This window comes from Clostridium sp. YIM B02551 (assembly GCF_022324735.1).
Taxonomy (GTDB): domain Bacteria; phylum Bacillota; class Clostridia; order Clostridiales; family Clostridiaceae; genus Clostridium_T; species Clostridium_T paridis.
In genome coordinates, this window is record NZ_JAKGTF010000015.1 from 1 (window position 1) to 14,719 (window position 14,719).

At 28.0% G+C, this 14,719-nt stretch carries 17 protein-coding genes and 1 pseudogene; 13 read left to right on the forward strand and 5 right to left on the reverse strand.

Features of this window, described 5'->3' with window-relative positions:
- Positions 1-198: 198 nt before the first annotated feature.
- The 6 genes from L1S47_RS16840 (at position 199) to L1S47_RS16865 (ending at position 4,789) form a co-directional block, all read left to right on the forward strand.
- On the forward strand, positions 199-705 hold the full coding sequence (locus L1S47_RS16840) for a hypothetical protein (protein WP_238885058.1): 507 nt from the start codon (positions 199-201) through the stop codon (positions 703-705).
- A gap of 111 nt (positions 706-816) precedes the next feature.
- Positions 817-1,281 carry a hypothetical protein gene (locus tag L1S47_RS16845; RefSeq protein WP_238885060.1) on the forward strand — a complete coding sequence of 155 codons (465 nt, stop codon included), beginning with the start codon at positions 817-819 and terminating at the stop codon, positions 1,279-1,281.
- A 575-nt stretch (positions 1,282-1,856) separates the two neighbouring features.
- The gene (locus L1S47_RS16850; RefSeq protein WP_238885062.1) at positions 1,857-2,408 is read left to right on the forward strand and encodes an imm11 family protein; all 552 of its coding nucleotides are present in this window, start codon (positions 1,857-1,859) and stop codon (positions 2,406-2,408) included.
- A 22-nt stretch (positions 2,409-2,430) separates the two neighbouring features.
- Entirely contained in the window at positions 2,431-3,036 is a 606-nt protein-coding gene (locus L1S47_RS16855) for a hypothetical protein (protein ID WP_238885064.1), read from the forward strand.
- A 371-nt stretch (positions 3,037-3,407) separates the two neighbouring features.
- Positions 3,408-4,115, forward strand: coding sequence for a hypothetical protein (locus L1S47_RS16860; protein WP_238885066.1), 708 nt, complete (start codon positions 3,408-3,410; stop codon positions 4,113-4,115).
- Between the two features lie 92 nt (positions 4,116-4,207).
- A complete protein-coding gene (locus L1S47_RS16865) occupies positions 4,208-4,789 on the forward strand; it encodes a histidine phosphatase family protein (RefSeq protein ID WP_238885068.1) in 582 nt (193 codons plus the stop codon).
- A gap of 121 nt (positions 4,790-4,910) precedes the next feature.
- Here L1S47_RS16865 and L1S47_RS16870 read toward each other — a convergent pair whose 3' ends face one another.
- Positions 4,911-6,296 (reverse strand): DUF2334 domain-containing protein, encoded by a 1,386-nt coding sequence (locus L1S47_RS16870; RefSeq protein ID WP_238885071.1) that lies wholly within the window; start codon positions 6,294-6,296, stop codon positions 4,911-4,913.
- Positions 6,297-6,744: 448 nt separating this feature from the next.
- On the opposite strand from L1S47_RS16870, the gene L1S47_RS16875 reads away from it, so the two are divergent.
- The 7 genes from L1S47_RS16875 (at position 6,745) to L1S47_RS16905 (ending at position 12,785) form a co-directional block, all read left to right on the forward strand.
- Positions 6,745-7,245 (forward strand): hypothetical protein, encoded by a 501-nt coding sequence (locus tag L1S47_RS16875; protein WP_238885073.1) that lies wholly within the window; start codon positions 6,745-6,747, stop codon positions 7,243-7,245.
- A 170-nt stretch (positions 7,246-7,415) separates the two neighbouring features.
- Positions 7,416-7,790 carry a hypothetical protein gene (locus L1S47_RS16880; RefSeq protein WP_238885075.1) on the forward strand — a complete coding sequence of 125 codons (375 nt, stop codon included), beginning with the start codon at positions 7,416-7,418 and terminating at the stop codon, positions 7,788-7,790.
- A gap of 165 nt (positions 7,791-7,955) precedes the next feature.
- The gene (locus L1S47_RS16885; RefSeq protein ID WP_238885076.1) at positions 7,956-8,684 is read left to right on the forward strand and encodes a hypothetical protein; all 729 of its coding nucleotides are present in this window, start codon (positions 7,956-7,958) and stop codon (positions 8,682-8,684) included.
- Positions 8,685-8,842: 158 nt separating this feature from the next.
- The gene (locus L1S47_RS16890; protein WP_373689108.1) at positions 8,843-10,207 is read left to right on the forward strand and encodes an amino acid permease; all 1,365 of its coding nucleotides are present in this window, start codon (positions 8,843-8,845) and stop codon (positions 10,205-10,207) included.
- 121 nt (positions 10,208-10,328) lie between these two features.
- Positions 10,329-11,744, forward strand: coding sequence for a glycoside hydrolase family 1 protein (locus tag L1S47_RS16895; protein ID WP_238885081.1), 1,416 nt, complete (start codon positions 10,329-10,331; stop codon positions 11,742-11,744).
- Between the two features lie 133 nt (positions 11,745-11,877).
- A complete protein-coding gene (locus L1S47_RS16900; protein ID WP_238885083.1) occupies positions 11,878-12,408 on the forward strand; it encodes a cysteine hydrolase family protein in 531 nt (176 codons plus the stop codon).
- On the forward strand, positions 12,405-12,785 hold the full coding sequence (locus L1S47_RS16905; RefSeq protein WP_238885085.1) for a hypothetical protein: 381 nt from the start codon (positions 12,405-12,407) through the stop codon (positions 12,783-12,785). Before L1S47_RS16900 ends, L1S47_RS16905 begins: the two co-directional genes overlap by 4 nt.
- Before the next feature lie 146 nt (positions 12,786-12,931).
- On the opposite strand, the gene L1S47_RS16910 is transcribed toward L1S47_RS16905, so the two are convergent.
- The 4 genes and pseudogenes from L1S47_RS16910 to L1S47_RS16920 all read right to left on the reverse strand — a co-directional run bounded on the left by L1S47_RS16910 (position 12,932) and on the right by L1S47_RS16920 (position 14,651).
- Positions 12,932-13,114: a hypothetical protein gene (locus L1S47_RS16910; protein ID WP_238885087.1), complete on the reverse strand. Its 183-nt coding sequence runs from the start codon at positions 13,112-13,114 to the stop codon at positions 12,932-12,934.
- A 104-nt stretch (positions 13,115-13,218) separates the two neighbouring features.
- A pseudogene (locus L1S47_RS20775) lies at positions 13,219-13,464 on the reverse strand (IS1595 family transposase); the annotation flags it as partial.
- Positions 13,465-13,685: 221 nt separating this feature from the next.
- On the reverse strand, positions 13,686-14,324 hold the full coding sequence (locus tag L1S47_RS16915; RefSeq protein WP_238885091.1) for a DUF1048 domain-containing protein: 639 nt from the start codon (positions 14,322-14,324) through the stop codon (positions 13,686-13,688).
- Positions 14,325-14,330: 6 nt separating this feature from the next.
- Positions 14,331-14,651, reverse strand: a complete 321-nt coding sequence (locus L1S47_RS16920) for a PadR family transcriptional regulator (protein WP_202767616.1) — start codon at positions 14,649-14,651, stop codon at positions 14,331-14,333.
- Positions 14,652-14,719: the final 68 nt, after the last annotated feature.

The window sequence follows — 14,719 nt, forward strand, 5'->3', positions numbered from 1 at the left end:
TTCTATTATACATAAAAGTACCCCATAGAATAGGCTTTTTTAAATTGTCTATTCTATAGGGTACATTTTAAAAAGCTAGTAGGACGTGTCTTTTTTATGTTTTCAAAAGGGAAAGAAAGGGAGAATGGCGAAATATATAAGCTGGGGAATTATTAAATGGGTATTTGAAGAAAATCTTGGAATAGGAAGGAGATAAAAATGAAACTATTAATATATGAATCAGCATATAGACTATTAGATTTTGATAAAGGGGAGTTTGATAGCCATGAGAGTTATATTAAAAATATTGCTGATATTATACAGTGTTTTACATGCAATTCTGTAATATTATTTCCGATTCAAGAGAAGATTTTTTATGATGAAGAATATGAGTTAAATCGTACATTTATAAAAGAGAGAATACAATTTCGTAATAATTTTTGGATGTATAATATTCCTATAGATGACAAAGAGTCTCCTAATATAATATGGTATGGAGTACGAAATGCGAAGGAGGTAATTGAAGTACTTGAATTTAGCCATGATTTTGATTGTGCAATCGTCAGTGAAAATAGTAAGATTGAAGAAGCAATTTATTTATTGAATTTTAATGAAGATGATGAGTTTAATAGCTTAACTATTCGAGAGAAAAATGAAGGTGACTTTATTAATAAAATTGTTCCTAAACTTGAAAAGTTATTTAATGAGAAAATTATAATGGAATAGTAGAGATACGAATACCATCATCTCCAATGCTATGCCGTCTGTAATTCTGTATTCAGAGCTTATGCATGTATTCCCGTAAGGTTGAAAATTTATAAAGGAGAATTTATATTTATGAGATATTTTACAATAGAATTAAGAGATAAATTGAGTAATACTCTGAATAAAGATTATGAGAGTTACGAGAAGAATTGGTATGAAAATTTAAAAAGGTATTGGGAAGATTTTGAGAAATATGAATCTAGATTTCCTAAAAGTTTTTCAAATCAATATAAAAAACATGCTTTTCACGATTTTATGATTAGGCATATACATTTAAATGAAGTTGAGCTTAAAAATAGAATTAAGTATAATGCAGAACTGTTAATAGAAGATGGTAATGAAAAATATGTAATAATATATGAAGATGTTTCAAAATATGACATTGCAATAGATTCATTAGACTATGATACAGCTATCTTTCTGTATAGTGAATTGTTCCCTCTGAGCACTAACGGATTTTCACATGAAATAATATGTGGCAAAAAAAATCGAATATATATTGAATTTAAAAAATTAAAATTTAAAAAAGTAAAATAGGATAAATACAAGTCCAAACATTTGCTAATAAATGTTTAGGTATATATAAGAATATTAAGAAAAGAAGAGTTGATTTTATGGATTTAGCCTTCTTTCTATCATTAATTAAAAGTAGAATATATTGTGGTTCAAAATAAATTAATGTATAAAATGTTTTACGAAATAAACAAAGAAGTACTTAGTCTAAGCTAGGTACTTCTTCTTTTAAATAATAAATATATTCTTAATATTATAGAGTAAGATTTAACGGGTGTGCATCACTTCAATATTTACTATATCGAAGATAAATAGCGCTTATAAAAAGCTTTAGGAATCTAACAGTAATACACTTATAATACACAAATGCTATGTTAATCAGCTTATTTAAAGTACTTACAGTTGCTATTGAAGAAAGTCTGAACAAATAATTTAATTAGTATAAGTTAAATTAAAAATACAAGGCACGTTTTATTAGTGAAAAGCTAGTAGGACGTGTCTTTTTTTGAGTTTACGAAAGGGAAAGTATAGGGGATGGCGAAATATATAAGCTAGAGAATTATATTCAAAGAGAAACTGAAGATAAGGAGGCTTATTTGATGAAGTATTATTCAATGAATTATGATATGGATAGGTATGAAAGAAATGGGGTAATGGCTTATCATGGAGAATTATATGGGGTAGGACAATATGATGTAGGAATGGGTAAAAGCATTACTAATTGGGATGAAAGAATTACATTTGAATTAAAAGATGGGAATGAAATGGCTGATTATATATGGAATAATTTAGGATGGCTTATAGTTTCAAATAAATTTAAAGAAGCTATTGCAGGAGCTAAAATGGCTGGCATACAATTTTTACCGGTAGTTATAAATGATATAAATGGAGAAAGTTTAAAGGATTACTATGTGGTTAATATAACTAATCTAGTTGATGCAATAGATATGGATAGGTCTGAATGTTTTAAAATAATGGATGATTTATATTCTTTTATATCAGTAGTGCTGAAGAAAAATGAAATAGAAGGATTTGATATATTTAGAGTAATGGGTAATGAAATTTCAGAGTTTGTATCTGAGAATTTTGTAAAAATTATAAAAGAAAATAAACTAGCTGGGTTCGCTTTTAGAGAAATAAAAGTCATATAGAGTAAAGAAATGGGTGAGTATTTTGGATTTTAGCTTAGGTGAAGGTTATGATTTAATATGTAAGGTAGTGAATTCTGGAGTAAGTGTAAAGCAAGGTATGGAGGCGTTAATAAAGTATTCTAATGATTACAGCAATAATATGAGTTGGAAGAATGTATTAGAATTGGACTTTGATAATGATGAGAAAAACTTATTAAATTGGCTAGAGCAGGTACTTAAAGTAGAGCCACCTTCTAAAGACATAAAAAAACTTTGGTTTGGATTGTTTGACGGAATTTATGATGGAAATGAACAATGTATTTTATATATTTCAGGAAGTAGTATAGAAAGTAACGAAGACATTGAAGAGTTAGATTTTGAAGAAGAGTATTTACCAGATGATAGATACGCTGATTCTAAAATTTTATATCAAATATCAAGCATTCTTAAGACACAGGATAAAGAATCTAAATATATTGGTGAATATATTCTTTATCTAGGATATACTTGCTTAGTAATTCAAGATATATTTAAAAGAATAGATGAAAATATTTTAGATTGTTTAGATGAATCATGCAAAATAACAGTTGGATTTGATTCAGGTGATTATGTTGATTTAGGAATACTTAAGAATATTAGGATTCATTAAGATAACAATGAAGAATTAGGGAAAAAGTTATAGAAATGAACAAAGAAGTACTTAGTCTAAACTAGGTACTTCTTCTTATGAATAATAAAGATATTCTCAATATTATAGATTAAGATTTAACGGCATTGCATCACTTCAATATTTACTATGTCTAAAATGAATAGAGCTTATAAAAAGCGTTAAGAACCTTACAGTAATACACCTATAATACACAAATGCTGTGTTAACACGCTTGTTTCAAGCACTTACAGTTGCTATTGAAGAAGCTCTAGCAAAATAATTTAATTACTACGGGATTGAAATTAATTATTTATAAAGAAATATTATGGTATAATTTGTATATATTAAATTAATTTATGGAGGTTAGTTTAGTGAAAATAATTGAACTTGAGCCGGAGTTCATTTTAGACCAAGACAGTGAAATGGAGATTATACATATGGATGTAGGGTATAAAGATATTCCATATGGATTTTTTTATACTAAATATAAATATTTATCTTATGATTTTAATGGAAAAAAGATTGAAGATAAAAAAGACTATATTAGAACTAAATCTCTTTGGTTTGTAGATTTTAGTGATAAATCAAAGTACGAGGTTTTACCGTTTGGTGACTATGATATAAATGAAACAAGTATAATTGGAAACTATTTATACATTACAAAGATTATAGACAAAGATCAAGATGGAATACTTGAATATGACTATGATGGAGGAGATATTTATAGAATTAATATACACAATCTTCAAGTTGAATTTTGTTGTAACATTGAGCCATATAATTTTCATGGGTTTGAAGTTGCTACCGAACAGTTTTTGGTTTTTCGTTCTGAAGATCAAATTCCTGATACAGATGAAATTGTGTTTATTGATTTGAAAAATAAAACTAAAGCTATTCTTCTAAATGATTGGAATAAGGAATGTATGGATTATACATTTATTTTTGATGAATTTGGAACTCCTATTTATGTAATTACTAAAAGGTATGTAAATAAAGATGAAATTGGTTCAAGTAATGATAAACTAGGTTGTTTCAGTTGGACTAATTTCTTGAATAAACTTAAATGGAATAGTCTATAAAATATTATTACCAATGTCGCATTATTAAAAATGAAATAATTTAAATATTGAATTGGGATTAAGTAATTATAATTGTTTTTAGGGGGAAATACATGACAAGTATATACTTTATAAGACATGCTCAGCCAGACCATGATTGGGAAGAGGACAGAACACGTCCGTTAAGTGATGCAGGGATGATTGATTCCAAAAGAGTAACTGAATTTTTTAGGGAAATGGAGATTGGGTATTATATATCAAGTCCCTACAAAAGAAGCATTGATACAATAAGAGAAAGTGCAGATGGACATGGCATTAGTATTATTTTGGACGAAAGATTAAGAGAACGTGAAAGTGGCTTAAGTGGTAATAATATGGAAATGTTCAAAAGACGGTGGGACAACCTTGACTTTCACGAAGAATGTGGAGAGTCACTCAAAATGGTTCAAGAACGTAATATAAAAGCAATATTTGAAATTATAAATAATTATAAAGATGCGAATATTGTGATTGGAACACATGGTACAGCATTAAGTACAATTCTGAATTATTTTGAACCCTCATATTGCTGCGATGATTTTTTGAGAATGATTGACTTTATGCCATACATAATTCGCCTTGATTTTGATGGAATTAAATGCGTTGGAAAAGAAGAGTTATTGATAGTGAAAAAAGAATTTAAGGGTAAAAAGTAAATTTATTTTTAAAATAATTAAGTCTAGAATCATATAACTGCTTGTAGTTACACAAATAAAGAGAAGTATATTGTTAAGATTTCACAGTATCTAACAATCTACTTCTCTTTTTCATTGCTAATTATTTATCCTTAAGCTCATCAATATGAAGGGTATTATACCTAGCATTTCTAAGAGCTTTCACAATTCTTTGCAGAGGTGAGTCTGGATTATAATGTATGTTAAGTTTATTGTCATTTGTATCAAAATCAATATATTCTATTTCTATTGATGGATGGTAATAAAAACTTTTAAGTACATCAGGATTACCTTCATTAAATTTATCTATTATACGCTGAGTGTCTGAAACAGGATCTGATATACGGCCTAATGGAGTTGGAACAAATAGATGACTATCATCAGGCTTGTACACGTTATCTTTCTTTGAATAATCATATGGCTCGTATATAAACTGAAAATACTCGCTGATTATTTTCTTTTGCTCCATAGTCTCTCTATAATGAGGACTTTCGTAATATGAAATAGGAATATTTAAAGCACTAGCGGTGTCTATACCTTTTTCAATAACTGCTCGAGTTTCAGCTTCAGTATTATTTACGTCCTTTGACATTTCCTCACCTGTTCCACTTGCAGTGTTTCCAGATTGGTGCGAATAGCCATGTAGCCCAATTTCTCCACCTTTATTAATCATATAATCTAGTATATCTACAAAACCTACATTTGTTATATTGTCCTTTGTGAGTAAATCATTATCAAAATTTGAGGAAGGCACTATGAATCTAGGCATCCATGAAACATGAAACTTCATACCATTTGAATAAAGTAAATTTGACATGATTTTTATTTTTGTTTGATTTCTATCTACTATATTTGAATAACCGCAACCAAAATCTTCAAATCTCATTAGGGCAAATTTGTCACTAGATGGTATTGAAGACTTTTCAGGAGCTGTAACTTCATCTTGAATAAGATTAATTTTTTTATTTTGAAAATCGAATACAGCAATTAAATCGAAAAGCTTTTCTATATCAGATATTGAAATATAGAAAGTATTTTTGTAACTTATTAAATGACCTCGAAGACGTCCCTTTTTTGAGTTTTTTTCATATGAGTCTTCAGTTAAAGAAATTTTATTACTATTATTATATAAAGATAGAGATCCCTTTGAATTATCTAAATTATAATTTAATTTTTTTGATATAAAATCAAGGGGTATATAATATCTTTGAGATTTGAGTATCATTGGAACATCTGCAATGCTTGTCCCATCCAAAATGCTCAAACTTACATCATGAATTTCAGATATACGTCTGTCAGAAAATTTGATTTTGGGATTATAAGGACTCTTGAAGTTGTCCATTTGACGCAAATTTGAATAGGCATTTGTGTTTATTACAGTTCTACTGGTTCTAAAAAAATTAAAATAAGAAGTAATATTATATGCTATAAATAGAATTAAAATTAATGATGTAAAAGAAAAAATGAGTATTTTTAAATTCTTTGGCATATGTTTTATGCTCCTTTGATATTATGAATAAAACTAGTCTATTAACAAAATTATATCATTTTTTTTTTGTGAATTATATTTAATAAACATTAAATTTATGTTACAAATTGGGGAAATTTATTCATAATTTCAAAATAATAATATTAAAGATAGAATTTTATAAATATTTATACACTTCTTGGAAAATATAACAATACAAATTGTAAAAATATTACATAGAATATATATTGGTAAGAAAATGGTTTAAGTATAAATTAAAAATACAAGACATGTTTTATTAGTGAAGACTAATAAGGCATGTCTGTTTTTTATTTGCTTGTAAAGGGAACCAGTTATTCACTTTAAAGGTAAATTGTGAAGTATATTGTAAAATAATCGATAACATAGATAGTGAATTAAAAATAGAATTTATAAAACTGTTTGCCAATAAATGAAAGGAGAAGTTATTATGGAATTAATTTATTTAGGGATTTTGATGATTATAATACCTATATTAATATGGGTTATTTTAAAAGCAACATATAGAAGTATCAAAAGAAATGCTTATGGTAAGCTTATATTAAGTGTAAAGGATCATACATTTGCAATGGATATTTTTGCAGGAGTAATTTTCTTATTGATTGGAGGAAAAAATTTAATAGCTGTATTTATTGATGGAATGACATTAATTACTCCAGGTTCATATTTGATGATATTCTCACTGTGTTCAATTATCTATTTTGTTAGAGCAACATTTAAGATTGAGATAAGAGAAAATGGAATTCTATCAAAAAAAAGTGGTTGGACATGGGAAGAGGTAGAAAGTAGTTACATAAAAGAAACAAATAGCTCAGTAGTTATAACTTTTAAGTTTAAAGATAGTAGAAAAAAATCTACAAGTATTATGTTGCATAAAAAAGATAGGTTGGAAGTAGAGAGTGAGTTAGAAGAAATATTTACGAAAAAGTAATTGATAGGGATTTAAAGCCTCAAGATATAGATTATAATTCTCTTGGAAAGTATGGAAGTTTCACTAGGGATATTAGTAATGCTGTTATAAAATATAAGATTGATGCAGATGAGATTACAAAAGCTTATGAAAAATTTAATCCTAACGATATTTTTAGTGAGAAATATATCATGAATCCCGTTGAAGGTAAAAAATATATTCAAGATATCATTGATACGAATTTGAAATACGAGAAATCCGTAGACCAAGATATAGAACTATTGAATAATTCTGTGGAGAAATCTCCATTTTCTTCAAGAGATAAAGATCAAATCAGAAAAATTATTGATGGATTAGATAAGAGTACAATAAAGGATGCTAAATCAACTTTGACTAGTATAAATACTTTTTATTCAAAGGTTCAGTCCATCTATGATTATTTAGACAGCATAAAAGGTAGATATACATTTGAAGATAATACTATCGTGTTTAATTCTCAGCAGGATATGGACAAGTATGATGAGTTAATTAAAGAGATGAAAGCTAGCGAAAATGCTTTGAAATAGCATGGAAGCAAGGTAAGAAAAGTAAATTTAATTTAAATAATATACATAAAGAATACTTATTAGTTAGAAAATTTGATTAATGACTGATAAGTATTTTTTATCGCAAACTCACTTACATAATATGGTAAAATATTGTTATGATTAAATTATAAGGAGGGTAGAATTATGGTAAGTAAAATATCAGCTTCAAAAGGAAGTCAATACTGCTTGCAATGGTGTATGCTTAATGCCGAAAAGGAATTATCAGATTTAATATTATCATCTTCACCAAGTCTATTATCTTACACTAATTCCAAGGTTAAGTGGATATCTCCAATTTCTAATAATAATTTCTATGAGTATAGAGATGATTTTATAAGAGGTTTATCATTGAAGGACATTAATATATCTGAAACAGAAAAGAAGTTAAGAGAATTTTGGCCTAAGAATGGACCAAAGTGGGATGGACTTGGAGTGATAGAAGATAACGAAGGAAAGCAGGGAGTATTGCTTATTGAAGCTAAGGCACATGCAGATGAAACTAAATCAGATTTGAAAGCTTCATCAATGGAAAGTCTTAATATGATTGAGGAAGCCTTAGAAAATGTTAAGAGATATATGGGAGTAGACAAAAGCTGTAATTGGACAAGAAATTATTATCAATTAGGAAACAGATTTGCTTATTTATATTTTATGAATGAAGGTTTAAATATTCCAACTTGGCTAGTTCTTGTAAACTTTGTTAATGACACATCTTATATTGAGACAAGCCTTGAAGAGTGGATAAAACATTATAATCAAGTATATAGCAACATGGGGGTTAATAAAAATTGCAGACTTCTAGATAAAATTGTTCATGTTTTCCCTGAGACTTCAAATTTAAGCTTAAGGAAACAAGCAACTGTAAAGCCTTAAATTGTTAGGATTTAACCATATTACAATATTTCATATAACTATTTATTTAGAAAAATCCTTATTTTTAGTTTATTTAAGCTGAAAGTAAGGATTTTTACATTTCAAAATGGTTTATAAATTTATAAATTGGAATAATAAATTTAGATTTATATTTAGGAGTGATAGCTTTGAAAAAAAATGATTGCACAAATAATAGTAATGATTTAGAAGGAAAAAGTATAAATGCATATAGTTTAGCAGGTATAGGTGTTGGAGGCATAATAGGTGCTGGATTTTTTCTCGGTTCGAGCTTAGCAATAAATCAAGCAGGTCCTTCGGTAATCTTAGCCTTTTTACTTGGAGGATTAATTATGTCACAGGTTCTTGGAGCAATGACAAGTATAAGTATAAATAGGCCAACTCAGGGTTCTTTTAGAGTATATACAGAACAATATTTAGGAAGATTTATGGGCTTTTTATTAGGTTGGATAATCTTCATTTCAGGGGTATTTTCATTAGGATCAGAAGCAATTGCAACAGGAGTATTTTTAAAATACTGGGTTCCTAATGTTTCTGTATCTGTATTTGCTATAGTTTCATTAGCAATAGTTATAGTTATAAATACACTTGGTACTAAATATTTTGGATATATTGAAACAATAATGGCAGTATTAAAAATTATTGTACTATGTGCATTTATTGTTTTAGGGTCTATAACTATTATGAAAAATGGTATTGTTATTAAACAAAATCCTTTTAATAGCTTTCATGCATTTTTCCCAAATAACTTAAATGGTTTTCTACAGTCAATGTTAATAGTAATCTTTACATATAGTGGAATAAGTGCTGTTGCAATGGCAACTTCTGAGGTTAAAAAGCCATGTATTGAAATTCCCAAAGCCACAATAATCATGACTGTAGGAATAGTCTTTTTATATGTAGTATCAATGATTTTTATTGTTTGTACTGTAGATTGGAATTCTATTAATACTAATATGTCACCCTTTGTTCAGAGCATTAATAATATGGGATATTCTTGGGCTTCAACTTTAATTAACGGAGCAATATTAATATCAACATTTTCCGTAATGATAGGTACATATTATGCATGTGTTCAACTGGTGAAGTCATTATCAAAAACACAAACTATAAATAGTATAAAATTAAGCTCAAGTAAAATAGGTGCCGATATGTATCCATTAATTTTAACAGGAGGAGTTTCAATACTTGTAGTTTTACTGGCCTTTATATTAGGAACAAAACTATTTAATTATCTAATATCTTCATCATCATATTTTTCTTTTTTTAATTGGGTTGTTAATCTTATAACCTATATTACTTGGTTGAGAATGAGAGAAAAAAGTGAGATATATGATTCTCCACTCATAAAAGGCAAATTTGCTGCAATTTTAACAATTGTAATTATATTAATTTTATTTGTTTTGAGCTTAGGAGTGAACGATTTTAGAATAGGTTTTTATGTGGCCTTAGGTATATTATTAATTGTTTCAAGCTTATATAAACTTATTGAAAAGAATAAATAGCATACGTTTTCAAATTTTGAAAATGTATAGTTGTTTTTTATATTAGAATATATTTATAGAGTAAATAGAGCACATAATTGATTAAAGTATAAGATGAAAATTTAAGGGGGATTAAATAGCTATGTTAAAAAATAAAGATTTTCCAAAGGATTTTCTATGGGGAGCATCTACATCTGCTTATCAAGTAGAAGGTGCAAGCTTAGAATATGGTAAAGGCCCATCAGTTCAAGATGTAAAAGTTATACCTGATAATTTGCCTGATTTTAAAGTAGCTAGTGATCAATATCATCACTATAAGGAAGATATAGCATTAATGGCTGAAATGGGATTTAAAACATATAGATTTTCAATTTCTTGGTCTCGACTAATTCCAAAAGGAGAAGGTGAAGTAAATCCTCAAGGAATTGAATACTATAATAACTTAATTAATGAATGTTTGAAATATAACATACAACCTTTAGTAACAATGTACCACTTTGATTTACCAGCAGCTTTAGATGAAAAAGGTGGTTGGTCAAATCCAGAAACTGCAGATGCATTTGTTTATTTTGCAAAGGTAATGTATGAGAATTTTGGAGATAGAGTTAAGTACTGGTTAACAATAAATGAGCAAAACGTAATGGTATTAATGGGACACGTTATAGGAACCTTTAATCCAGAAGGTGTTGAAAATGTTCAAAAAGCATTATATCAACAAAACCACTATATGCTACTAGCTCAAGCAAAGGCTATGGTTTTATGTCATGAAATGCTTCCAGAAGCAAAGATTGGACCAGCACCTAATATATCTGCTGTTTATCCAGCTTCAAATAAGCCAGAAGACACTGAAGCAGCTAATACATTAAGTGCAATTAAGAACTGGATGTATTTAGACATGGCTGTTTATGGAATATATAATGCAAGAGTATGGAGTATTCTTGAAATGCTAGGTGCAACTCCTGAAATTCAAGAAGGAGATATGGAAATATTAAAGAAAGCAAAACCAGACTTTATTGCATTTAACTACTATAGTACTGCTACAGCAGAAGCTTATCCTATTGAGGAAGCAGAAGCAGCTGGAATTAAAGATCAACAATCACCATTCTCACTTCCAGGAGTATTTAGAGGAGTTAAAAATCCATACTTACCAAAAACAGAATTTGGGTGGGAGATTGATCCTATTGGATTCCGTAACACTTTAAATGAAGTTTATTCACGTTATCATTTGCCAATAATCATTACTGAAAATGGACTAGGTGCTTATGACAAACTAGAAGAAGATGGCACAATTAAGGATGATTATCGTATTAAATACTTACAGCAACATATAGAACAAATGCAACTAGCTATAAATGATGGAGTTGAGATGATGGGATATTGTCCATGGTCAGCTGTTGACTTAATATCAACTCACGAAGGCTTTGATAAACGTTATGGATTTATTTTCGTAAATCGTGGAAACTTTGATTTAAAGGACTTAAAGCGTATACCTAAGAAATCTTTCTATTGGTATAAAAAAGTAATCGCATCTAATGGAAAAGACTTATCAAATAATTAATTTTGCTAGTAAACTTTTAATATAGAAGGACCCAAAAAATGATCATGGTTTTTAGTAGTATATAAATACTCTAAAGACCATGATTTTTTTGTAGTATAATAAAGTATAAGTTTTAAATTGAGGGAGGACTTTTATGGGAAAACAAGCACTTTTAGTAATAGACGTTCAAAATGCAATAGTATTTGATAGGCCTTATGATATAGAAGAAGTTATTGGAAATATCAAAAAGTTAATTGAAGCTAGTAGAGAAAATAATATTGAGGTAATCTATATTCAACATACTGAAGAAGAGGGCGAATTTGCAGCTAACTCAGAAGGATGGAAGATCTATTGTGAAGTAGCTCCGGCTATAGGTGAGAAAGTAATACGTAAAAACTATAATTCTGCATTTAGAAAGACAAGCTTAAAGGAATATCTTGATAGTAAAGGAATAGAGGAATTAATCATGGTAGGCTTACAAACAGAATTCTGTTTTGATACCAGCGTAAAAGTTGCCTTTGAGTTTGGATATAAACTGATTATTCCAGAAAAAACAAACTCAACCTTTGATAATGGAAATATCTCAGCAAAGGATTTATATGAGTATTATAACTATAGAATATTTAATAATAGATTTGGAACTGTTGAGAGTATAGATAAGACTTTGGAGAGAATTTATAAATGAAGGGAAAATTCAAAGGATTAGGAATCTTAGCTATTTTTCTAGGAATGGCCCTTTCAAGGACAATTGGAGATAAAACTTATTTTGGCTTAAATGGAAGGGTATTAACGGGAATTATATGCGTAGTATTCTTGCTTATTATAATAAGCATAGCATTTATTAAGAGACAATATGCTGCAGCATTAGTGTTTTTTGGGATGGCTGTGCCTTTAGCGATAGCATTTATAGGAATATATATGGATAATTTAAAGTTGGTTTTCGGGGGAATTATAGGAATCTTTATTATTATGATAATAGAAATCAAAGCTTTAAAAAAATACACAGAAAAAAGAAGTAGAAAAATTAAATACTATGTACATGATATAAATAGAAAAAAATGAATAACTTGATAAAAATAGCTATAGCTTATATAAAAATCAAATAAGCTATAGCTATTTATTTTAGGCTCTGTTTAAGGGTAGTGTTGATATTGTAACATTTTTTAAGTGAACTTATATAAGTTCACTTAATTCACATTTTAATAAGATTATTTATTAACCTCTTTACGCATTTTTTTGTAGTTAATTCTGCTTATAATAAGAAATATTAATCCACAAAATAGAAATATAATTGATGAAGGGTAATTCACATTAATTGAATAAAGTAATGATGCTACAAAAAATGCAATTGCAGTAATCAAATTTAATATCCATAATTTTGCTTTCAACAATATTTCACCTCCTCAAAATATAACCGTATAATGCCTTTCAACTATCCATTTACTTAATTAATTATATAACATATAAATTGAAAAAATGAAATATTTGGAATGTATTACACATAAATTACTTCCCTAACCGTAAAATCCTTTAGTTTTGTATCAGTATGAGATGTATGAGATTGTACCAATAAATTTTTGCTCTTTACAGTATCTTTCTCAGTATTGAAGATTTCAAGCTATTTAAACAAATACATATAATTCACAAGGTATTTGGTTGCAACACCATTAAACCTATCCATCCACTTCTTGTGTTTACTATGGAGAGCGTTAATATGCTGTATATGATATATACCTTCTTTATGTTGATCACGCTTAATTTATTGGAGTTCCATACCTAAATTTTGTGCAAACCGAATATAACTTTTCCCTGTTGTTCCAAAAGCCTCTAAATCTTTTTTTAATGACTCTACTGTTGGCATAATAAGACCTCCATAATAATTTGAATAGTCTTATTACAAGCAATTTTGCAGGGAGTAGTCAGTTTTCAATATGGTTCTTTAACAGAGCCTTATTTTAAAAGTTATCTCAAATAGCTATACCATTTTATATTCTTATCTAATTTCTTGCATATATAGTGAAAAGTAAACATTAGTAAAAGTGAAACAGTAGAGACTAAGTATCCATTGAGCGCTATTGTAAGATAGGATGATAAAAGCATGATTATAGGGAATAAAAGTATCATGCACAAGACAAAGGTTATAAGAATGCAAAGAATTCTGTTTTTTAAACCTCTAAATCTTAAGAATAACTTTTTATAAATAAAGTTGATCATAGTACTAGAAAAAGACCAAGTCAGTAAAATGACCACAACTAAACTTAATGCAATCTTTTCATAAGACAACTGAAATAGAAAAGAAACAATAGTTAAAAATACTAAAGAAAAGTTTACCTTCTTTAATATTGAAACTATTATAGTGTTCTTAGAACTATATGAATTAATTATATCCTTGCAAAAACTTTTAACATCTTCTCCTATTATATTATCTACTGGAAGGCTGTTATTTTGTGCAGATAAAAGCATATCCATCATATCTTCACTTACTTCATTATATAACTTACTATCTACGGAAATATCAGAGCTTTGAAGATAGTTTAAAATATCAAAATAAGCTGCTTTATAGTCACCAGATAAATTATTTTTATTAATATAAATGTTCAACTAATATCACTCCTCTAGAATTGTATTAACATTTAAATATAATTTGTTCCAATAGGCTTTAAAATCATGAAGTTCTTTTTCACCTATCTCTGTTAAATAAAAATATTTTCTGGCAATACCAGTTTCCTCTTTGCGTTTCTTTGAAATAATAAAACCTTTCTTCTCAAGTCGTAATAGAAGGGGATAAATAGTTCCTTCTACCATATCATCAAATCCATTATCCTTTAACTTGATTAAAAGTTCATATCCATAAGTTTCTTCTTTAGAAATAATACTTAAAATACATCCTTCTAAAATTCCTTTTAGTATTTGAGTGTTATTTTCCAATCTATCACCACCTAGCATTACTTTGTATTACAAAGTATATATAAATTATAAAACTAGTTACTTTGTAT